We start from the raw sequence: 21745 nt of genomic DNA, 5'->3' as shown, positions 1-21745 counted from the left end.
TCCCAGGCACGTGACGGCTCCGGTGGCGGCCGGAACCTCCCACCGGAGCCGCTAAGCCCCTTGCTCGTCGACCAAGCGTCAGCCCAGGACACGGATGGCCAGCACCGAACCGTCCCGGTTCAACGAGACCGGCCCGTTCCACTTGGCGTCCCACTGCTCGTCGGGCCACTCCTCGCGGAGGGCGTGGGCCTCCTGCCGGTACTCCTCGACCCGGCCGGCCGCAAGGCCCTCGAAGAGGCCCCTCGCGATCCCGGAGAACGCCTCCACCCGCGTGCCGTTCAGCCGGAACACATGATCCGTGCCCACGAAGTCGACGCCGTGCACGGAGTACGCGATGTCCTGAACGATACCCGTGCCCGCGTGCGTGTACTGCTCGAAGTGACGCTTCCCCTGGCGCTTCGACAGGTACCGCGCGGTGGGCTCACCCCCTCCGGTGAAGGCCATCAGGCCAGCCGCGTCCACGTGCGCGAGGACGCGGCGGAACCATCCGTAGTGCTCGGGCCGAACGTGGTAGCCGGAGACCATCCGCGACTCCCCGCCGGTCCCCCACGCGAGGTCAATTCCGGGTACGACGGCGCGGTCGTCCGGCGGGCCGTCCAGGTCGGCCTCACCAGCTCCGCCGGGGAGGAGCAACGTCCCGTCTCCGCTCGCCTCCAGCACGTGGAGCGTGATGGGCTCCTTGCCCGGGATCTCCGTGCCGAAGACCATGGCCGGCGTCTCCCCCGGCCTGCCGATGTGGACAGCCTCGACGTGCACGGCCGCGGTGGACAGCTGGGCGTGCACCTGTACGGGCTTCCCGTGCGTCCCCTTGCAGGCGACGAGCACGACCTTCGAGGGCGCGCCGGGCTTCCACACCTCCAGGAAGAAGTGCGGGCGCCTGGGCGCCCGGTGCGTCGAGTCCTCCTTCCCCGTCAGCGTCCACCCCGCGCGAAGGGCGATCTCGGCATCGATGACCGACACCGAGTGCTCCGGGTAGCGCCGCCCGAGCACCTCCTGGGCCACGGCCAGGGCGAACCCGATCCCCAACTCGCCCGACTGGACCGCCTTGTAGTGACGGATCGGGTTACGGCCCTCATCGGAGAGGGCCATGAAGCTCCCATGGTTGCCGTTCAGTGCCTGGCAGTACTTGAGGCTCGCCCAGTGTTCGGCCAGCCCCCGGCCGGCACCCTGCCGGGCCAGGACGTTCGCCCTGCCGAGAGTGTGCAGCAGCTTCCACGGCGTGAGCTCGATCGACTGTCCGCGGTCCCCCACGGGCACGGCGTGCAGCCCCGGCTTCCGACGCAGCGGTTCCTGGTTCTTCCCGCGCCGATCCTTGTCGTCCGCGTCGGAAACCTCGGCGACGCTCCCGGCCAGGCCGGAGGTCGAGTGGATCGCGACGTTCCACGGCTGGACGAGGTCCCTCAGGATTGCGGCTGCGTTCTTCCCCATCATCTCTCCCCTGATCAGGTTGTGGATCGCGTCGTTGGTGTCGGTCGGTCCCTGTTCGGGCTACCTGGCACGGTCCGGGTGCGTCTCGGCGAGGTCGTTGAGCGCGGCGTTGACCACCTGCCAACAGATGGCCAGGGTGTCGCGGTCCGGCCGGTGGTTCTGACGGGCCTCGGCATTGGGGTGGACGAAGTTCCGGTACCTGCGCAATTCGTGGCTGAACTTCTCGGCGTCCGCGCCGATCCACCCGGCCCGGTGGCAGGCCTTGATCAGCCGGTCCAGGTTGATGCTGTCCTCCGTGTCCCGCCCGAGGAGGGACGCGTCCCGTTCCACGACCGTCCGGAGGAGCACGCCCTCCATCAGGGAACCGAGCATGATGATCGCCGCGACGTGGGCTCCGTTGGCGTAGCAGGTCCGGGCCTCGTCCAAGCGCCACTGGAGGAGCTCGGCCATGGCCTCGTCGGCGATGAGGTCCGTCATCACGACCTTGAGCTCGGAGGCCCCGTAGTGGGTCGGGTGGGCCAGCGCCGGATCACACGGAACCAGCCTGGCGGCGCCGCCGGGGTTCTCCAGCCGGTAGCCCTCGTGGATGAGGAAGGCGTTGACCGTCGCCACCACCTCGCCGAGCAGTTCGGGCTCGTCGAGGTACTCACGAGGGTCGGCGAGCCGGAGCAGCACCTTCTCGATCTCCCCCGGCTGGTCACGCCGTTCCATCAGCAGCCCGATCGCCCACTCCCTGCGGTACTGGCCGTCGTACTCGGGCACCTCCTGCCAGCCGGCCCGCTTGAGAAAGCCCGCGATCTCGAAGCCGCGCCGGTAGTAGAGGTCGTCGTCACCCGCGACGACGCGGGCGAGCTCCTGCAGGGTGTTCTCGTCCAGGGTGAGACCGTGCTGCCGGGTCTGGGACTGGGTCATACCGCTCCTTCAGTCGATTCGGTGTTCAGGCCGGGGACGGATCCCGCAGGAATTCCGTCCCCGGTGTCGGGGCTCCGCGCCCCCTCTGGCTCGTGCTCTTCTGTCCCCTCATCAGGGAGCTCGTCACCAGCCGGTAGATCGAGGGCCGTCCACGGCCGCGCGTCCTCCGGCGGAACGGTCGGCCGGGAGTAGTCGGCCGGGTGGATACCCTGCCGGTCGAGCTCCTGCCAAAGTCCGGCAAGGGCTTCGTCCGGGTCGAACCTGAACTCGCTCTCGCGGACGCGCCAGAACCTCCATCCGACCCGCTGGAGTTCACGGTCGCGCTGCTGGTCGTGCCGGAGCTGGTCGAGGGTCGAGTGGTAGTAGTCGCCGTCGCACTCCACGCCGAGACGGCCCCGAGCGCCGACCACCACGAGGTCGATGCGCTTGCTGCCGGCCGGGTACTGCGGCACGACGTGGTACCCGCGCTGCTTCAGCCGCAAGTAGACCTGCTGCTCGAAGAGGGAGTCGAAGGGGACTCGCCGGACGTCGGGCAGCACCGGACCGATGTCGTGGGCCTCGGCCAGCGCCGCAGGCGGGTTCTGCATGTAGCTGAGCAGGTTCAGCCGCAGGTCGCCGGGCCTGAGCTGGTCCGGCGGTACGGAGTAGAAGAGTCGCATCTGGTCCTGGGCGCGACTGGCCGCCACGTTGTAGGCCTGCTGTTCGCTGCGCAGGCCGCCCGAGATGCGCCGGACCCGGTCTACGACCATCGACAGGAGGATGACGTGCCGCTCGTCGCCCTGGAACTGGGCCGGTGTGCCCACCCGGATACGGTGGCGTTCCCGAACCGGGGCGGGAAGACGCTGCTCGATCAGCTGCTCCAGCAACTTGACCTGACCGAACGTGCCTTGGAGCACGATGACTCCCATGGTCTTGTTCTCGTAGGCCGGATCCGCGGTCAGCTCGGCGAGGCAGTCGACGATCGCCCCGGCCTCCTCGGGGTTCCGGATCCGGCTGTCCCGTCCTTCGGCGACCCCGCCTTCGACGTAGTGCGTCAGCAGCGGGTCGAGCCGCTCGCCTCCGTACTGCCGCAGCGGAATGAGGCCCGGCGGTGTATAGAAAGTCGCCGAGGACCAGCCGATGATCTCGGGCATGCACCGGAAGTGCTCCTGCAGGCGGATCGTCGACGGGAACAGCGCCGACAGCAGTTGATACAGGTTGGAGTGCGGCATGTACAGCTGGCGCAGGTGGGCCGGCACCTCGGGAAGGTGCGCGGTCAGGCGGTCCTGGATCTGCTGAGTGCGTCCGAACCCGGTGACCGGGGGCGTGCACTGCTTGTCGTCGCCGACCACGATGATCCGCGGTGCGAGCCAGAGGAGGAAGAGCGCGTCCATGCCGGCCTGACTGGCCTCGTCGACGATCACCACGTCGAACGCGTCCTGCCTGGGCCGGATCATCTCCGCCACCCGTGCGATGGGCATCACCCAGGCCGGCACCGCCCCCTGCGCGATGTCCATCGCGCTGCGGGCGGCCGCCTTGAAGTGGGACGCGTTCTTGCCCTTGCCCTTGCCGTACGAGGCCATGTGCGTGCGGTAGGCCTGCAGCGCCGAGCGCTGCTCCGGGGTCATGCGGACGAGACAGTGCAACCGGCCCTGCGCGGCGGCCAGGTCCCCCGTGAGCTCCTCCAGCTTCGCCTCGTGCTCGGTCAGCTCGCCGTCGAGCCGCTGTTCCCGGCCGGGCGCGCGCTCGTCGTCGATGAACTCGCACGCCTTCGCCCACGCCCAGGCCTCGCCGAGCCGTCCGAGCCGTTCGTCCCAGGCCGGATCATCGGCCTCGACTTCGAGCCGACCCGCGAGCGCGGGCGACGCGACCCGGAGACCTTCGAGCAACTCCGCACAGCGCCTCCGCCGCTGGTCCCGCCACTGCGCCGCTGCGAGGGCTTCGAGCTCTTTCGCGTACCGGTCGACGTCGCGCTCCTGCAGGGCCTGGGCCATGGCGAGCGCCTCGACCGGCGGAGCCGCGCCGTCGCCCTCACCACGCAGGAGTCCCTCCCACCGGGCCAGCCGCGCCGCCGCCTCCTCGGCACGCTGCCGACCTGCCAACGCCGACGCGGCCTCGGCGAAGTCCTGCCACTCCTGTGGTCGGGTCAAGTCGAGGTAGATGCCGTGGCGTACGAGGACCTCGTCGATCTGCTCGCGAACCCGGCCGAACGCATCGATCTCGGCCAGCTGCCGATGCCGCTCGCGAAGCGCAGCCAGTCGCACCTCCAGTGATCCCTCCTCGAGGGGTGCTCCCACCTGTTCCCAGCGAGTCGCGACGGCCGCGAGTGCCGCATGGGCCTGCAGGTACGAGAGGACGGCACCCAGGTCCTCCGTGGAGGCCGGCGTGATCCCGTCCACCTGACAGGTGCTGAGGAGTTCGTCGGCCTCCCGCTGAGCCCTCGACGCGAAGCGCTTACGCAGCTGGCGCCCCCCAGCGAGATACTTCATCAAGGCCGGGATCGTGGCCGCCATGCGATGGGCACCCTCCGACGTCAGGGAGTCCGGAAGGACCACTGCCCGCAGACCGACCCGTTCGAGGCCATCGGTCACGTCGGACAGGACACCCGCGACATCCCTGACACGCTGCCAGAGATCGGGATTGCGCCGGGCGAGCCGATCCGTCAGGGCACGTGCGACCCAGTTCTCGGCCCCCCATCGCACGGCCTCCCACGGGATGCCGAGCCGGTGCAGCCTGCTTCGACCGGAGCGCAGCAGCTCCGTCAGCTCGTCGGTCCTCGAGGTCTCGAGCCCGGCCAGTAGGTTTCGTACCTCGACGGCAGCGGGAGCGAGCCCGTTGGCACTCAGCTGACCCGCCGCGACGGCCGCCGCAACCTGGCCTGCCGTCGGCAGCGTCTCGGCCGGCGGGTACACCCCGGACTCCGCCCACTGCCCGGCGCCGCCATCCCTCAAAAGTGCGAGCAGCTCATCCGCTTGGGCGGGCGACAGCGGGGGCGTGGCCGGCGCCCGGTCGGGCAGCCTCCCGATCCAATTCAGCCGCACCGCCTCGTCCTGCACCTTCTGCACGATCGCGGCCAGCGTTCCCGAGTAGCCCGGTGCGACCTCCGGGTGTTGGTAGACCTCCGCTTCCCGCAACGAGACCACCTGCTCGGTCAGCAGCTTGATCCGGCTGCGCACCTCGTACCGCCGCTGGGTCAGGCGGTGGATCTCGTCCCGCAGCTGGTCGGTGTCACCCATTGCCACCTGGTCGCTCAACGCGTTGATGGTGCGTTCGAGCTCGTTCGCACCGTCCTGGCTGGTGCTGCTGAGCAGGAGGACGCACAAGTCCCGCACGGCCGGGGGCAGCTTGTCCCGGAGAACCGTCAAGGCCTGATCCCTCGCGCTGGTGACGAGCACCCTCTGGCCCTGGGCCAGGAGCGCGGAGACCAGATTGGCGATCGTGTGGGTCTTGCCGGTCCCTGGCGGGCCCTGCACCACCACGCCCGTGTCGCGCTGAAGCCGTTGGAGGACGGATCGCTGCTGGGCGTTGGTCTTGGCGGGAAACAGTGGCTCGCCGCCGAAGAGCGCGGGCGCCTGCCTCCCGCCCCAGTTCTGCCGGTCTTCGGAGTTCAGCGACATCACCAACTGTGCGAGCCCGAGCGGAGCCTTCCGTTCGGACACCACGCTCTCAGCGATGCGGTCGTAGAAGCTCAGCACCGCGTTGCGGTCCCTGGGCCGCATCAGGAGGGCCGGCGCGTACGTCAGCCTGGCTCCCGCATCCGGCCCCGCCAGCGGGCGCCAGTTGCTGCTGAACGCCACTGGACGGGGAAGCACCAGGTCCAGCCACTGCGAGAGGCACTCCAGCGCATCCTCGCCCAGCAGGTGGAGAGGCCTCGCGGAGAGCTCCTCGTCGAACGCCGCGGAGCGCTCCGGCACCCATCCGTCGTCCGTGTCGAGGAAGTCACGGTCCTCGAGACGAACCGCCCCGTTGCCGGTGAGGCGCACGGTGATCCGCGCGGTCCGCCGGTCCACCTGGGTCTCCACCCGCCGTGAGAGCACGTGCCGGTGAATCGCCCCGCCATTCGGTTCACTCCACGACAACAGGCCCACTGCAAGCACGAGTTCGTACTGGTCGTCCTGCTGTGCCATCTTCTGGTGCCAGTGGTAGATCTTCTCGTAGAGCTCCCGATGCAACCGCTCGGCCCGTTCACGTTCGGCCCACAGGCGCCAGCGCGCGAGCCACGGTCCGTACGCCCGCAGAACCTCCTCGGCATCCTCCCTCGCAACGGTGACCTCGCTGTCCTGCCAGCGATCGTCATCACCCGCCCCCGGAACCCAGGTCCGGTACGGGCCCTCCTCCGAGAGCGGTGGGTCCTCGGCATCCGCGTCCTGACACGGCCGCTCGTCGACCCACCCTTCCAGCACGGGCGGAAGTTCTGGTGCCGCAGCCTGCGGGACGTGGTCCAGGACCAGCAACGGACGGTCGTCGTCGGAGGGCCGCGGCACCTTCGCGGGCAGGTCGGCCAGCCAGAGCGGATCCCAGGAACGTGTGTCCCGGAGCCGCTGATGACTGCTCTGCACGACCTCGCGCAGGAACCCGACCAGCGCAGCGGTCTGGCCGATGACATCCGGATCGCTCGCATGGCGTCGTGGAACGCTCACCATTCTCCCCTCAGTCGGTGACGAACGTTCCAGGATGAGGGCGGACGCCGAACTCAGAGGAGGGCCACGGGAAGATGGCCGGAAACACACTCGGCAATGACTGACATGCAGTAGGTGACGGGCAACTGATGGGCCCCGGTCGCGATTCATCATCGAACGGAGTTCCATGCACCGAACGGACGACCTGGAGCGACGGACATCCGTTCCGGCGAGAGAAACCCCCTCCCTCTCGGGAGCAGCGCGGCGTGTGGTGGGATCGGGGACTCAGACACGGTTTCCGCCCAGGCACCACGGATCTGCACCACCTTGTCCAAAAGCATCATCCAGCTGCATCCTGTGCTCCAGCCGGTGCGCCGCGATCAGGTCGCGGCACCAGGTGCACGAGGCCGCAGTGCAGCGCTGAGTGTCGAAGTCGATATGACCGAGGCCGAAGCGTCTTGCCAGACGGTGCAGTCGAGGACCCGGCTGGCCCGATCATCTCAAGTAACGGCATTATTAGGGGACTTGGCCCCTTCGATGCGGCCCCGGAAGAAGGAGTGCAGAGCCTCCGGGTCGGCTTCGGCGATCCGGGCCCTGAGCAGAAGTTCACAGACTGTCCGGCTACCGGCAGGCCTGTCGGGGCGGATCTGCCGCACCAGACAGACCGCAACTCATGCGGCGATGCGGAGTCACTCGAGATGACCATGTATCCGCTCAACGAGCGCACCGACTTGGGCGGACACCGCCGGAGACCAGGCAGCAGCTCTCCTCAGAGGAAGCAGCCTATGAGATTTGACGAACCGACAGCTGCCTGAGTGGTACTGTTCTCGACCTTCCCCGCTTGTACGCACACTCTGGAGTGGACGTGACCATCGCGGACCTCGTAGCGGCACCGAACTCGCAGCAGGAGCCCTTCAGGGCATTGGTCCACGTGGAGTACCAACTCCGCGTCCTAGGGCTGTTGTGCGCGGCCGCGGACGTGGCACCGATCAAGTTCAGCACACCCGGCTCGCTCGAGTCGTGGGCCGAATACGGCAAGAAGCAAAGCGAGAAGCTGGGCTGTGTCGAGTGCCGAACCGATGTGTCGACAATCGCCGACAGCATCAACACGGTGGTGACAGAAGAGTCGAAGCTGTCAATCAGGCTGGCGCGCAACCGGTTCTGCCACGGCGGCCCGGTTCCTGAGAGCATCGACCACGTAGTCCTGCACAAGGTCCTGGCCGACAATGCCGAGCGCATCGTACGCATCCACGAACACGGCCACGTAGCCGAGTTGACGCCCTACTTCCGGCGGATCGACGGCGAGCTAGCGGCACTGCATTCCTTCTCCGGGACAGCTGCGACGTACTGGCCACGCCGGCGCGAGGCACGCGATGTGACCGACCCCGATGTAGTGGATGCGCTGAAGAAACTGAACTTCCACCGCGGCGACCGTCTGCTCGACGACTTCGCGCAGGACATCGAGCGAGACCTCAAGGGCTTCGCCGAGCGCGACTCGGTCTACGTCCTGGTGTCGCCGCCCGAGCCGATCGCGGTGCGCTGGGATCGACGCAGCTCCGACGGCCCGGTCCCGCGGGTCGACCGATTCATCGTTGGCGCAGACCACGCCAGAATGTGGGTGACAGAGTCCGGGCCGAAGCCGTACAAGGCCTTCCTCGCTGACGTCTGCAACTGGCCATTGCTGAAACGGCGCCTGCTGGAGGAACTGGAGGAGCAGGTAGCCGCGGAGAAGCGGATCAGCCAGGAGTTGTTTCCCAATCTGCAGCAGAGCGTTCCTCATGTACCGACGCTGGTGGAGTTCGATGATGACTACCAGGGCCCTCAAACCGACCTGACCATCACCGCAGCCTGCGCGGAGGTCACCGAAGGCATCCACGCCTACCGCGGCAGCACCAACCTCATCACGCTGACCGGCGAAGCGGGCGCCGGGAAGACGCACAGCCTGCTTCAGTTCGCGCGGGAGTCGCTAGCGGCGGACGACGGCCTCGATCCGGTGGCTATCTACATCTCTTCTAGCAGGTCCAGCGCAACCAGCCTCGACAAGCTGATCACCGAGCGGGTCGCCGGCACCCGCATCCTCGATCGCGAGCCCGTGCTGGCTCTATGCCGAGCCGGCCTGGCGATACTAGTGATCGACGGCTTCGACGAAATGCTGGGCTTCCGCTCCTATGACGACCCGCTGTCGGGCCTGCAACCGATCCTCGACCAGCTCCGCAATCGGGGAGCCGTCATTCTGTCCGCTCGCGCGAGCTACTCCGAGGCGCGGCTCTGGAAGAGCTTGGCGGAGCACCCCGCCAAGGAATCCCACCACCGGCTGACGACTATGAAGTTGCAGCCGTGGCGGCGATCACAGTTGCTCGAACTCATGGACCACCTGTCGGTGGACGCGGCAGCGACCGAGGAGACCCCGGCGGTCCGCCAGCTGCTGACCACGCCGTTCTTTTGCCTCGCCTACGCCGCTTGGAAGCAGAACGATCCCTCGGGTGACTTCCTTCGATTCGTGGTAGACACCTACCTCCAACGCGAGTTGAGCAAGCTGACGGACCTACAAGGGGAGTCGCTCTTCTCCCATGACGACCTCTCCGAGATCTTCTGCGAGGTCGCGGAGTTGACCGCGCGCACCGTGACCGCAGAAGTCTCCGAGTCTGACCTCGTGGACGCGGCGGAGTACGCACTGGGAACGGAGCTCGACGAGAAGGAGCGACGTCGACTGGTCGCGCTGTGCGGCATGAGCGCTGATTGGTCGGAGCACGAGCTCTCCTTCAGCTTCACACACCTCGCAATCGCCGAACACTTCCTCGCCCGGCAGGTCGTCCGGGTGCCGTTCCAGCAGGCCCTGGCTCTGCTGTCCGACGTGGCCGTCTCGACCCTGTGCGCGCAGCTGATCGCCTCGATGTGGCCAGCGGCCCGGGAAGAGAGACTGAATGCACTGATCACAGCGCTTCAGAGCAGGGTGAGCGCGGCCCCGTCGCCCCAGGAGTGCCAACCGGCTATGGCTAGCCTCGGCGAGCTGTGGGCGCGGGTACACGGGACTGCCCAGCACACGAGGACTGTGAGCCGGATCGTCGTTGACAGGCTCGAACTGGGCGGCTCCGGTACGGTGACACTCGACCAGGCACAGGTGAAGTACCTGGTGGTCGGGCCGGGCGTCAAGGTACGACTAACCAACAGTCGGATCGAACAGCTTGACCTGTCCCGAACGTCCGGCAACCCGCTACTGGACGAGTCCTACACTCAGGTGGGCGAACTCTTCACCCAGGGCGGGCTGGCAAGCACTCCACGGCGGATCAAGGAACTCCTGGGTTTGCCCGAAGAGCCCGTCGACGAAAGCGCCATCGAAGCCTTCTTCCGGGAGAAGATCGCCAACGCCCGGGCGCCGATCGTAGTGGACCGCCACTACAGTCCGCCGGATGAGGACGTCCGGTTCAAGTGGACGCGTGAGCACGGCGACAAGTGGCAGGCCTTCGCAAAGCGCCTGGTCGCCGAAGGCGCACTCATCGAGGAACGGGTGAACGCGGCCGGCCCGCCGAAGTGGCGCCTGCGTGTAGCTGAGGCGTTCTTCGATCAATGAGATTCCACCTCGATCAAGGCCTCGATCATCTCTTCACATTACGCAATAGGTCGGACCAGGAAGACTTGATCGACGTGCTGGCCCCGACGGCTGGCCCGGCGAAGGTGCTGCACGACGACGGATTCCCACCGGCTCGCTGACCTCTCGGCCGCTAACGAGAGGCCGGCGGGCCTTTGCCCGGGTGCCCGCTACCGCGCGTGCGTGGCCCGGGCGGCCGCGTCGAGCTGCGGCAAGGAGCCTCCTGGCACCAAGCTCCTTCCGCCTGGGCACGCGGTGGTGCGCTCCTGAAATCGCAAGGCCGCCCGTCCCTGCGAAACCGGCCAGTAGCTGAACCACTGGGGACGGGCCACGGACTTAACGAACACCCTGTCTTCTGCCTTGAGTTCGGGGCTCAGCTGCTGCGCGCCGCGCCATCCAGATGATCTCTCGGCCAACGCCGAGGGGTCGCACATCCCGCAGCAGTTGGAGGGCAAACTACATTGAGCGAAGCGCCCGGTGAACGGCGACCAGGTCGCGGTACCAGGCGTACGAGGACCTCGGGGTGCGCTGCTGGGTCTCGAAGTCGACGTGGACGAGGCCGAAGCGCTGGTGGTAGCCCTCGGCCCGTCGAACACCCTGTCATCCTAATCCTCGTTCTGGAGCTCCCCCTCCACCCGGGCTCGGCCAGCGCGTACACCGTCTAGCCCGTTTCGCTCCTGTTGCCCTGCGTGCCCACGAAGCGCCGGCTTGCCAATGACGCGCCCGGGGCGCACGTCTTCACGCAAGCAACACTCCTATGCGCTCCCCGTCATCTCCGATCAAGCTCCGAATTTCGCCTCTTCCTCTCAACAGAGCTCGTAACCTGGTGTGTTCGCCCACCGACCAGGCGGACTTACGAAGAGGCTCGGACCAGAGGGGTAGCAAAGTGAACGGCACCGCCACTCGCGCACGGGAGGAGGCCGTGGCCTCTCAAGCTCAGCGATGGGCCGACGAACTCATTGATCTCGGGCCGCGTAACACCTTGCTGCACTTCAAGGACTCGAAGACTGGCAGTCTCGACCTGACCGCAATCTCCGCCGAGCAGCAGTACGCGCTACTGAGCGGCCGAAAGGTTCGGCTCGCGAGCCTCGTCCCCGATCCGTCCGATCACAAATCTGCCTGCCTTCGCGCACGCTACCTGCGGCGCCGGATCCTGGAACTGGACGAGGAACAAGGTGTCGAGGCAGGTCGCCTGGCCTGCGGACTGCTGAACGTGGACCCGCCGAAGACACGTGGCACAACCGTCGTCCCCCCGCTGCGCGCTCCCCTCGTGCTGCTGCCCCTGACGATCCAGCCGCGCACAGCCACCGAGAACGACTACGTCCTCCAGATCGACGGCGAGCCGGAGATCAATCCGGTCCTGCTTTACGCGCTGAACCGCCAGTACGGTCTGGACGACGACCTCGACCAACTGGCCGACCAGGCTTCGGCCACGCTTGAAGAGCAGACGGATCCGGGTACCCGGGTGCGCGCTGTTTACGACCACCTCGCCAAGTCCCTCCGTCGAAGCGGGCTGCCCGCGTCGTTCGAGGAACGCCTCGTGGTCGGGGCATTCAGTTTCGACCGTCTGCCCATGGTCAACGACCTGAAGAACTCGGTCTCATTGCTCGCCGAGCACCCCGTCATCGCCGCCATCGCCGGCGACAGCTCGGCGGCCCGCTCGCTGCTGGAGGACACGGAGACCCCTTCCCCAGTGGGCGAGATCCCGCCACGGGAGGAGTTCCTCGTCCACGATGCCGATGCCTCTCAGCAGCAGGCGATCCGCGCCGTGCTGGCCGGCCGACATGTGGTCATTGAGGGCCCTCCCGGAACGGGTAAGAGCCAGACCATCGCCAACCTCATCGCCGCGCTGGCTGCTGAGGGACGGCGCGTCCTTTTCGTCGCGGAGAAGCGCGCCGCGATCGAGGCGGTTACCGATCGACTCGCCCAGGCCGACCTCGACGGACTCGTTCTCGATCTCCACGGGAACAAGTTGAACCGTCGCCAGCTGGCCCAACAGCTTCTTGAGACCCTCGACCGGTCCGGCCAGGAGCCGCCTCCGCGCCCTGAGCAGTTGCACACCTCGCTCGAGCACTTCCGCGGTCAGACCGGCCAGCACGTCGCTGAGTTCCACAAACTGCGGTCCCCGTGGGGAGTAAGCGCCTACCAAGCCCTGACGATGTTGTCAGGAGTTCCGCCCGAGCACCGGACCCGCTGGCGCCTGCCCAGCGGCGTCCTGAAGCAGTTGGACCTGGCTGCACGGCAACAGGTGGAGCGGGACCTGCACAAGTTCGTCAGCCGAAAAGGGCTCCAGATTCGGCGCGGCCAGTCCCCCTGGGCGCGCACCCGTGTACGGGACGCCGAGGAACTCCGTCCAGTCCTCGAACGACTCGACCAACTGGCGGGCACGGCCTTCCTGGACACTCGCCGGGATATCGAGACGCTCATCACCGCAGCAGGGCTGTGCCAGGCACAGGACGTCCACGGCTGGCAGCAGCTGCTAGAACTCTTGCAGGCCGTGTCCGGCACCTTCGAGGAGTTCACTGCGGAGGTCTTCGGACCACAGCTCGACCGGCTCGTCGCCGCCACCGCTGACCGGGCGTGGCGTAAGCAGCACGGGCAGCCCATCGGCTGGTGGCAGCGGCGCTCCTTGGTCCATGAGGCCACGGCCATCCATCGGGACGGACTTCGCGACCGCCAGCTCCTCCACACCCGGCTGGTCCAGGTCCAAGAGCAGCGGACTCGCTGGCAGAACGTGTCGGCGGACGGCGCACCGCCGTCCACCGTTCCTGAGCTCGGCGCCACCCTGAAGAACTTCATCGAGCTTCGCGACCGGATCGCCGCAGTCGCCCTCTGCGCGGGTGTCGACGGCTGGGCGAATAAGCCTGCCGATGAGGTCGCCGAGATCGTACGAGTACTCGACGCCGACCGCGCGACGCTCTACCAGATGCCCGAACTCAACCAGCTGACCGACCGCTTGGAGGCCGCCGGCCTTGGGCCGCTGCTTGACGAGCTGGCTCAGAGCCTCCCCACGCCCGAGGCGGTGGTCGACCGGTTCCAGTACGCCTGGTGGTCATCCGTGCTCGACGAGATCAAGATGCATTCCCAGCACGTTCGCACCTTCACCGGACGGGAACACGACCACGCCGTCGCGCAGTTCCGCCGCACCGACAACGACCACATGGCCGCCAACGCCGGCCGCGTGCGGTACACCGTGGCGGCCCAGCTGCGCAGGGCCCGCGATACCCACCGCGACCAGAACGCCGTGGTCCGCGACCAGGCCGCCCGCAAGACGCGCCACCTGCCCCTGCGCAAACTGGTAGCCAAGGCCCCCGACGTGCTGTTGGCGGCCAAGCCCTGCTGGGCCATGTCGCCGCTCGTGGTCAGCCGGGTGCTACCGGCCACCCGGCTGTTCGACGTGGTGGTCTTCGACGAAGCCAGCCAGATCCTGCCGCACGACGCCATGACGTCGATCATGCGGGGCCGCCAGGTCGTCGTCGCCGGCGACCGGAACCAGTTGCCGCCCACCTCGTTCTTCAGCCGCGTGCTGAGTGGTACGGACAACCAGGAGGACGCTGACGACGAGGACGGGAACGATCCCGGCGTCTTCGAGTCGCTCCTGGATTTGCTCAGCAGTCGGCTGCCCCGCGTCCACACCCTCCGCTGGCACTACCGGAGCAGTGACGAGAGACTGATCGCCTTCTCCAACCGCGAGATCTACGGCGACCAACTCGTGACGTTCCCTGGGACCGCCGTCGAGAGTCCGATCCGTTTGGAGGTCGTCGACGGACACGCACTGCCCGGCCAGGACGGCTCCGCGCCCCAGGAGGTCGCGCGAGTGGTGGAGCTGGCCCTCGACCATGCCTCCCGTACCCCCGACCTCAGCCTCGGCATCATCACCATGGGCCAAAAGCACGCCGACCGCATCGATCTAGCCCTACGGAGAGCCCTCGAGGAACAGCCGGATCTGCAGCACTACTTCAGCCCCGACGCGGGCCCCGGCCGGCGCTTCTTCATCAAAAACCTCGAGCGCGTGCAGGGTGACGAACGCGACGCCATCATCCTCAGCATCGGGTACGCCAAGGCCGCCAACGGGCGGCTTGCCCAACGTTTCGGGCCGCTCAACAACGAAGGCGGAGAGCGCCGGCTCAACGTCGCCATCACGCGCGCACGCAACCGCATGACAGTCGTCAGCTCGTTCTCCCACCACGACTTCGGCCCGCGTGCCGAAACGAAGAACCGCGGCCCCGAGCTGCTGCGCCTGTTCCTCGAGTACTGCGCTGTCCAGGGTGACCTCACCCGGTCGGGCGGACGCCAGGAGAGGTACGAGCTGAACCCGTTCGAGCGGCAGGTCCTGGAGGCCCTGCGGTCCTCAGGCGTCCCCGCCGTCCCACAATGGGGCGTCTCCGGCTACCGCATCGACTTCGCCCTGGCTCATCCTGAACGCCCGGGCCAGATGCTGCTCGCCGTGGAGACGGATGGCGACCGCTACCACCGGACAGTGAGCGCACGAGACCGTGACCGGCTCCGCCAGGCTCACCTGGAACGGCTGGGATGGCAGTTCCACCGGATCTGGGCCGCAGACTGGTTCGCCGACCCCCAGGCCGAGACGGACCGACTTGTCGGTGTCTGGCAGGACGTCGTCCGCGCGGCCGATGAGCCGCCGAGCGGCACGGCGCCTCAGACCTCGGTCCCCGCTCCGCGCCGGGCAGAAGAGCCGTCGACGCGGCGAGGACACAGACCGTCGTTGACGCCCGGTGGCAGCATCGGCACCTACTCCGACACAGATCTCCGCTCGCTCGCCGGCTGGATTCTCAGCGACGGCTACCAACTCGACCGTGACACCCGGATCAGTCAGGCCATGACCGAACTCGGCTTCCGGAAGCGAGGACGGGTCATCGTCGAACGCCTCAACCAGGCCTTCGATCACTCTCAGCAGTTCGCGGACGAGGAGCATATCTGATGGCCCAGCTCGATCCCATGACCATCCAGCGCATCGCGCGACTCGTGGTGGACGTGGACGGCCCCTTCGAACGCCCCGGCTACCAGCTCGCCGAACTGCTGAAACGAGCGGCATGGCCGGTAGCCGCCGAGTACGACGGCACGGCGCGGGTGTCCTGGCTGACGGAGACGATCACGGAGTCGGCCAGTGACGAAGTCGCCATCAGTCGCTTCCTGTGTCGTATCTGCGACCCGCTGGAGTACGAGGACGGCATGGCGTCCGCCGACCTCCTCCGGCAAGGTCTCAACCAGATCCTCACCGCAGAGCAGTTGTCGATCACCTACCTTGGCGGCCGCCCGATGGTGGGTGCGCTCGGGCAGGACGGCCGGTCGACCACCTTCAGCCCGCCCGAGGACTTGGAGGCACGCGTTCGACGACTGGTCAGCAGCGAGGAGATCACGCGTCAGCTCATGCAGCGGGTGAACGAGACTCGTATCTGCGCGGACAACGGTGCGTACGTCTTCACCCTCATCGGTATCGGAAGCTTCACCGAAGGTCTACTACTCGATGTGCTGACCAAACGCGACCCGAGCCTGGCCCAGGGGTTCCCGAATCCGAACGGTGGAAGGCCGGTGCCGCTGGCTAAGGCTGGCCTGGCGCTGCTACTGGACACCGCCCGGTCCCGAGGTTGGATTCAGGTCGACGCACACGACTTCATGAAGATCGTCCGCGAGTACCGCAACTTCGTCCACCTTCGTCAGCAGCGGGAACGCGGGATCGATCCCGACCACGACACCGTCATGATGTGCTGGGGCCCCGTCCTAGCCGTTCTCAACGATCTCGATTCGAGCCTGCAGTGACCACTGTCTGGCAGATCATGCCCCGGTGGGTGACGACCGAGTCGCGGTACCAACCGCACGACGGCCCCTGCCCCTCAACACAACGCCGCCGTCCTGGCCGCAATCACCTGACCTTCGGCCAACTCTCGCGTGGTCGACAATAACTGGCATTGCTGCGAACCGCGGAGTTTCGCTCCGCTCCGTAGATTAGAACCACGAGTACGTCGTCGAGTGTTTCCGCCGATTCGAAGGCGAGGCCATGTCCGACTCCTCCGTCCCGCGCTCCCGTTCCCGTGGATCCTCCCGACGCCGGAGGTCCCGTTTCATCGACCAAGATCGATTCATCCAACCGGAGTTACTCGCCGAACGACTGCTCATCCATGTGGACGCCACGCGTGTGGGGTGGGTGCGGGAGCAGCTCAACACAGGCCGGAGCGGGCTCGTGATCGGTGGGCCGAAGGCCCTTAGGAAAGCGCTGGAGCTACGGGAGGAGGGCTATGAGGACGTGCTCCTCGCTGACCCGGCGTTCTACGAGGTCGACATAGCGACAGCAGACGCGCCCTACCTGCAGCGGACCGGTGAGTTCCCCGCCACCGACCCGCTCGCTCAGGCAGTCCAGGAGCAGCTCGCCGTCGGCGCGACGGCGGCGCTCACGCCAACCGGGTACCTCCGAGCCGGGGACACTGCCGCTGTGCGGGCTGCTGTGCGCGAGGTGGCCATGCGTGAGGATCCTCGAATCGTGCTCGCGCTACCGATCGACGTCGGCTGGTTGCAGATCGCCCTGGTCGACAGTCTCATTGATGAACTGAGCACAGCACCGGGGTCCAAGGCCATCATGCTCGGCGGCCAGTTGGACCCACTGGCGCGCTTCCCCGAAGCTATCACCGGCCTGACCCGAGTCCTGGCTCAGGTACCGGGCACCGCCTTGCTGCGGGCCGATCTCGCGGCGTTCGGCGCGCTCGCCGGGGGCGCGGCATTCGCCGGCTACGGGCTTTCGGGGCGCCTCCGGCACGTCGTACCGCCCGGCGAGCCAACGAAGAGCTCGGCGTTCGCCGATTCCCCGTCCGTTCTGTTCCCCGAGTTGATGGCCCTGTTCCTCGGAAAGACCCTCGCGCGCCGCTTCGCCGCGACGCACGCACCCGTTTGTGAGTGCACGGCCTGCGGGCAACGGCCGCTGGACAGCTTCCCGAGCAACCGTGACGCCAGAGCAGCAGCCCAGCACAACACCTCCGTGTTGTTGTCCTGGCAGCAGACGTTGCAGACCCTGGTACCCGGGCCAGACCGCCAACGGTGGTGGCAGGAACGCTGCCGTGCCGCCGTGAACCGCTACCCGCTCCTCAACGCCGCCATCCAGCAGCCGAACGGATTCAGGGTCCAGCCGCAACTGCTGCGGTGGTCCCTCCTCGATGCGACGGCACCTTCGACATCGACAGGCGCAGGAGCGGACTGAGAGGCGGGCGGTTCAACCAAGTCGTCCGTACAGCTCCTCGACGAAGTGCCAGGCTGCTGCGGTGTGCCGCAGCGGCCTGTACGCCTCGGGCCGCAGGGCCATGCGGATTCCGTCCTGCCCATGAACGAAGACGCCGATGCCGTAGAAAGCGGCCTCCGTCAAGATCTCGTCCAGCCCCGCGCACGGATTCCGGCGGAGCAGGACGGCTCGGCGGCAGAACGGTGCGAATCGGCCTGCACGCTCAAGACCCCGCCGCCAGTCGGTGGCCGGCACCACTGCGAGGTCAACGGCGAGCGGCCGAACCGCTCGACGTGTCACCAGCGCCGTGTCCGACTCGACAGCTCCGTGAGGGATACGACGAACCTCAACTCCCTGCGGGAGCGAGCCCACCCGAACAGGAAGATCGACCGGAAGGCCGAGCAGGCACTCCAACACGGGGATACTCTCCAGCGGCTCAGCACCGACCGCTTCCCTCCTACGATGCTCACCTTCATCAATCCGGTACAGCAGAAGGGCACGGGTACCCAGGACCGAGAGCATGATCCCTTCGCTCTCCGAGGACACCTGCGAGAGGGCCGCCTCGCGGACAGAGCGCCAAGCCGCAGGATTCACCACACTTGCCATGGACCCCACCTTGCCGTACCGCGCGGCACCACGGCCAGGCGCCCCTCCGCGCCGGGCTACGGCAAAGAGTCTCCCCGCCCCGAGATCCATCCGGTGGGCCACGCGAGGTCACTCAGACCGGAGCAGCGGAAGGATCAGTTAATGGCCGCGACGACCTGCTCGCCTGCTAGGAGGATGCCGGAGGCGCCAACTTGCCCGATCGCCTGAGTGAGAGCGTCCTTGATTCTCTGCCAGGCGCTCGCACGATCGGGGGCTGGAGTCTGGGAGTTCTCCAGGAGGTCGACGTCCGCAGTGAACTGGTCGTGCCGTGGTCCCATGTGGACCGCGAGGCCGCGGAGCTGGACCACAAGGCCGACCAGATCGGCGGGCGCGGATCCTACATTCTGGGTGACGTTCACCCCTTGAGCGACAGCCCCAGAGCCGTAGTTGTTCAAGGTGAAGACCGGTCCTGGAATCGACTCAGTCATGGTTCACTCTCCTTTCTAGTCGTTGATCTTCTCGGCTTGGCAGTGCCGTCGCCATGATGTTCTCAGGTCCTCACCGCCAGGGCCGCGTTGAGGATGCAATCGCCGTCAGGTGGGACACGACAGCACTAGAGTCTGCTCCGCGTGGTCCGGTGCGAGGGTAGGGAGCAAGGACATGGTTGGCGACAGCGCGAGGCTCAGTGCGGATGCCAGCAAGGCCCTTCGGGTCATGAGGGCCCTGGACAGTGAGACTTCCTGGATCAAGTTCTTTCGCAATGAGGCTCCCCTCTACCGTGTACCACTGACCGTTGCGGAAGGCGCGGATACCACCCTGCGGATGCTCCGGGACGACCTCTTCGACTTCCTCGACGAGAAGGTCGCAGCCACGCATCAGGAAGCTGTGGACGCACTGTCGGCTCTGTGCGAAGAGATGACGAACCATCTCTTTCAGGACCGGGCCACGTCCTCCTACCTCGTGATTCCTCCCGAGTGGAAGGACCGAGATCCGGACCGCTACTACCTGGCTGCCCGCCAGTTGGGAGCGAGGCGGACCACCTTTCTGGAGGCCCACCGTCGGCTGGCCAACGTCCTGAACGCGAACGGTCTGTTGTCTCAGCCGCGGCAGGTCGCCGACGTCGCTGTCCAGTACATCCTCAACAACTTCGCTGGCTATGCGGCCCAGGGGCAGACTGTAAGCCAACAGGCACCCGTGGGCGACCTGTCAGCGTTGCTCAAGTCTGAGGACTTCCAGAGCGGACTCGCTGAGCGCATCGCTTCTTCTCTGGCCGCAGGCACCAATCCGCGCCCCGAGATCGGCCGAGGTTCAGAACGCCGGCTGGAATTCGAGGCCACTGCCGCGCAGTTGCCCGGTGGGAGCGCCGTGTGGCACGCAAGCGCCGACATTGAGATGCAGGGCCCTGGAGTCCTCCAGCGGTTGGTTGGCAGCAGCCCTGGTCCCGGGTGGATCTTGTGTGCGGGTGCCGACAAGCCAGTGGTGGGCGTACCGGAGGCTGTGTGGGCGGCGCTACACCGGATCGGCTCCCTCAACTGTGCCGATGACCCATTCGGCGCGATCGGGTTTCCAGTCACGTCCGCCGGTGCGGCGGTGATCGACGAGGCGGCCACCGAGGTCAAACTGGCGGGTGGGCGCTCAGTCGGCCGAATTGTGCGTCTCTCGCCGGAGACGACGAGCTGGAGGTGGGAACCCGAGCCGAGGATTAGCTTCGAGAAGCCACGAGCCTCCTCGTACTGGGCCGACTTCCCGAGTACACCTCGTCTACAACTTCGGGTTGTGGCCAGCGTTCCATGGATCGGCGCTCAGCATTTCGACATCTCCTCCGATGCGCGTGAACAACTGGAGCAGGTCCTGCCATACAGCCGTCTGGCCGGGGCGGTCACGGAATTGTCCTCACGGCGAGGCCGCGAGCTTTGCGCTGACGTATGGCAACGTTGCCCGGATTGGAACACCTCTAGGTCCGCGGCCTACATGTGCTCGCCTGTCGGCGATGGTGGCCCGAGCGGCCTGAGCTCACGAATGATGATCACTCTTCCGTACCCCGGAACCATGGACGTGATCGCGTGCGCGGAACTGCAAGTCGGTGATCCACAGGGGTGGGGTAAGGGCCTCGGATCGCCCTCCCCTGCAGCAGACCAGGCTCACATGTCTCCAGAGGAACTACTGGAATTCTTTGCCGCGGGATGGGCCACGGTTATTGAGCTGCTCCTACCTGCTGCGGCCCCCGTGTCAGCGGATCTTCCTCTGCGCGGCGCCCCGCAGATCGGGCTGGTCGTGACCGCGACGCAGCCGAGCGAACCCGTGGCTTCCCACTGGCGCCTGCGGGACGTCCTGGATCTCGAATCCCTTGGCCATAGCGGCAGCCGGATCGAGCACCTGACGGAGATGTTCATCTCGGTTGAGGTACCGCTCGATCTGACGGACTCGGAACGGCACTCCCTGGCCAGAGACGCCATAGTGGAGATGTTCCGCGCCTACGGCTTCATCGACGTTTCCGCTACCAGCTTTTGAGCTTCTCACTCCTCGAGCGGTGCGTAGAAGACCATTCGTGGGACGGGAGCGATGGGCCCGGCTCTCGCAAGCAATCTTGTCGCAGTCGGGCCAGACTCTTGGCGCGCGCTCGGTAGCACCGTCTCAACCTGCAAGGGCGGACCGAGCCCCGGCGAACGCTCCGGCGCCTCCTATCGCTCTCACAACGGAGGTTCCGGACGTCGCGGTCCGGCAGTTCGAGGGCGTCCCAGCTCACCTGCAGCACCTGCGTGCCAGCCGCCCGCGCAGCGGGAGGCGTGCGATGAGGTCCAGCTGGACCCGCCCACCGCCTGGCCCGAGCGGAGCCCGGCTCAGGCGGAGCACTTCACCCCGATGTTCGGGGTGATCTGGACTGGGTGAGACGCCGACTCGGCGGGCACCCGAGGTGGTGCAGCTCTTCGGCCTGTCTGACCAGTCCTCACCCAGTACGTTCTGTCGGCACACCCGCGGCGGCGTGTCTGTCCAGTACGGAACGCTTCGCGGTTTGCATCCACCCTTACGCGGATCATCGACCTCATGGAATGATCGCGGGACCGGTCTGGCTCTGGGGGTGTGATGGCAGACGGCGGAGAGCAGTACGAGGCATCAGCGTCAGCTTTGGGCTATTTGTTCCAGTTCGCCAAGGCTCTGCACATGTGCTTCGAGCAGTGGATGAGCGCTGGCCCTGACTGAAGCATCGCGGTTGAAGCAGCCGACGACATCGAGCAGCACGTGGGCTCCGTGACTGACCTTCTACAGCTCAAACAGCGTGCCGAGGGCGTGCGTTTGACCGATACATCTAAGAAGCCGTTGTCGTATCGATCTTGGTGGACGTGGGTTCGACTGGACAGCACGGTCGGGTGATCTTGCCGATTGCCGAGCATGAAGACAGGGCCT

General features: G+C 66.9%; 10 protein-coding genes and 1 pseudogene. 5 read left to right on the top strand and 6 right to left on the bottom strand.

What is annotated here, in order from left to right; genetic code table 11:
* Positions 1 to 78: 78 nt before the first annotated feature.
* The 3 genes from AC067J_RS41150 to AC067J_RS41140 are packed head-to-tail and all read right to left on the bottom strand — an operon-like array spanning position 79 to position 6962.
* Entirely contained in the window at positions 79 to 1428 is a 1350-nt protein-coding gene (locus tag AC067J_RS41150) for a hypothetical protein (RefSeq protein ID WP_478307935.1), read from the bottom strand.
* 60 nt (positions 1429 to 1488) lie between these two features.
* Positions 1489 to 2340 carry a hypothetical protein gene (locus AC067J_RS41145; RefSeq protein WP_375960888.1) on the bottom strand — a complete coding sequence of 284 codons (852 nt, stop codon included), beginning with the start codon at positions 2338 to 2340 and terminating at the stop codon, positions 1489 to 1491.
* Positions 2337 to 6962 (bottom strand): AAA domain-containing protein, encoded by a 4626-nt coding sequence (locus AC067J_RS41140; RefSeq protein ID WP_478307934.1) that lies wholly within the window; start codon positions 6960 to 6962, stop codon positions 2337 to 2339. The genes AC067J_RS41145 and AC067J_RS41140 overlap by 4 nt, the downstream gene beginning before the upstream one ends.
* Positions 6963 to 7803: 841 nt before the next feature.
* Here AC067J_RS41140 and AC067J_RS41135 point away from each other — a divergent pair.
* A complete protein-coding gene (locus AC067J_RS41135) occupies positions 7804 to 10509 on the top strand; it encodes an NACHT domain-containing protein (protein WP_375960884.1) in 2706 nt (901 codons plus the stop codon).
* A gap of 474 nt (positions 10510 to 10983) precedes the next feature.
* On the opposite strand, the pseudogene AC067J_RS41130 reads toward AC067J_RS41135, so the two are convergent.
* Positions 10984 to 11112 (bottom strand): annotated as a pseudogene (locus AC067J_RS41130) (family 1 glycosylhydrolase); the annotation flags it as partial.
* Positions 11113 to 11413: 301 nt separating this feature from the next.
* Here AC067J_RS41130 and AC067J_RS41125 point away from each other — a divergent pair.
* The 3 genes from AC067J_RS41125 (at position 11414) to AC067J_RS41115 (ending at position 17737) form a co-directional block, all read left to right on the top strand.
* Complete coding sequence (locus AC067J_RS41125) at positions 11414 to 15469, top strand: AAA domain-containing protein (RefSeq protein WP_478307933.1); 4056 nt, start codon at positions 11414 to 11416, stop codon at positions 15467 to 15469.
* The gene (locus AC067J_RS41120) at positions 15469 to 16308 is read left to right on the top strand and encodes a hypothetical protein (RefSeq protein ID WP_478307932.1); all 840 of its coding nucleotides are present in this window, start codon (positions 15469 to 15471) and stop codon (positions 16306 to 16308) included. Before AC067J_RS41125 ends, AC067J_RS41120 begins: the two co-directional genes overlap by 1 nt.
* Before the next feature lie 385 nt (positions 16309 to 16693).
* Positions 16694 to 17737: a hypothetical protein gene (locus AC067J_RS41115; protein ID WP_478307931.1), complete on the top strand. Its 1044-nt coding sequence runs from the start codon at positions 16694 to 16696 to the stop codon at positions 17735 to 17737.
* Between the two features lie 12 nt (positions 17738 to 17749).
* Here the strand turns inward: AC067J_RS41115 and AC067J_RS41110 are convergent, their stop codons facing one another.
* Together AC067J_RS41110 and AC067J_RS41105 are read right to left on the bottom strand one after the other, a co-directional pair.
* Complete coding sequence (locus tag AC067J_RS41110) at positions 17750 to 18361, bottom strand: hypothetical protein (RefSeq protein ID WP_478307930.1); 612 nt, start codon at positions 18359 to 18361, stop codon at positions 17750 to 17752.
* 134 nt (positions 18362 to 18495) lie between these two features.
* Complete coding sequence (locus AC067J_RS41105) at positions 18496 to 18828, bottom strand: hypothetical protein (protein WP_478307929.1); 333 nt, start codon at positions 18826 to 18828, stop codon at positions 18496 to 18498.
* Between the two features lie 172 nt (positions 18829 to 19000).
* Between AC067J_RS41105 and AC067J_RS41100 the strand changes: the two genes are divergently transcribed.
* Positions 19001 to 20851, top strand: coding sequence for a hypothetical protein (locus AC067J_RS41100; RefSeq protein ID WP_478307928.1), 1851 nt, complete (start codon positions 19001 to 19003; stop codon positions 20849 to 20851).
* Positions 20852 to 21745: the final 894 nt, after the last annotated feature.

Source organism: Kitasatospora sp. NPDC042419 (assembly GCF_056437345.1).
Note: the sequence above shows the minus strand (reverse complement) of the source record. Positions and strands in the feature narration are given on the sequence as shown.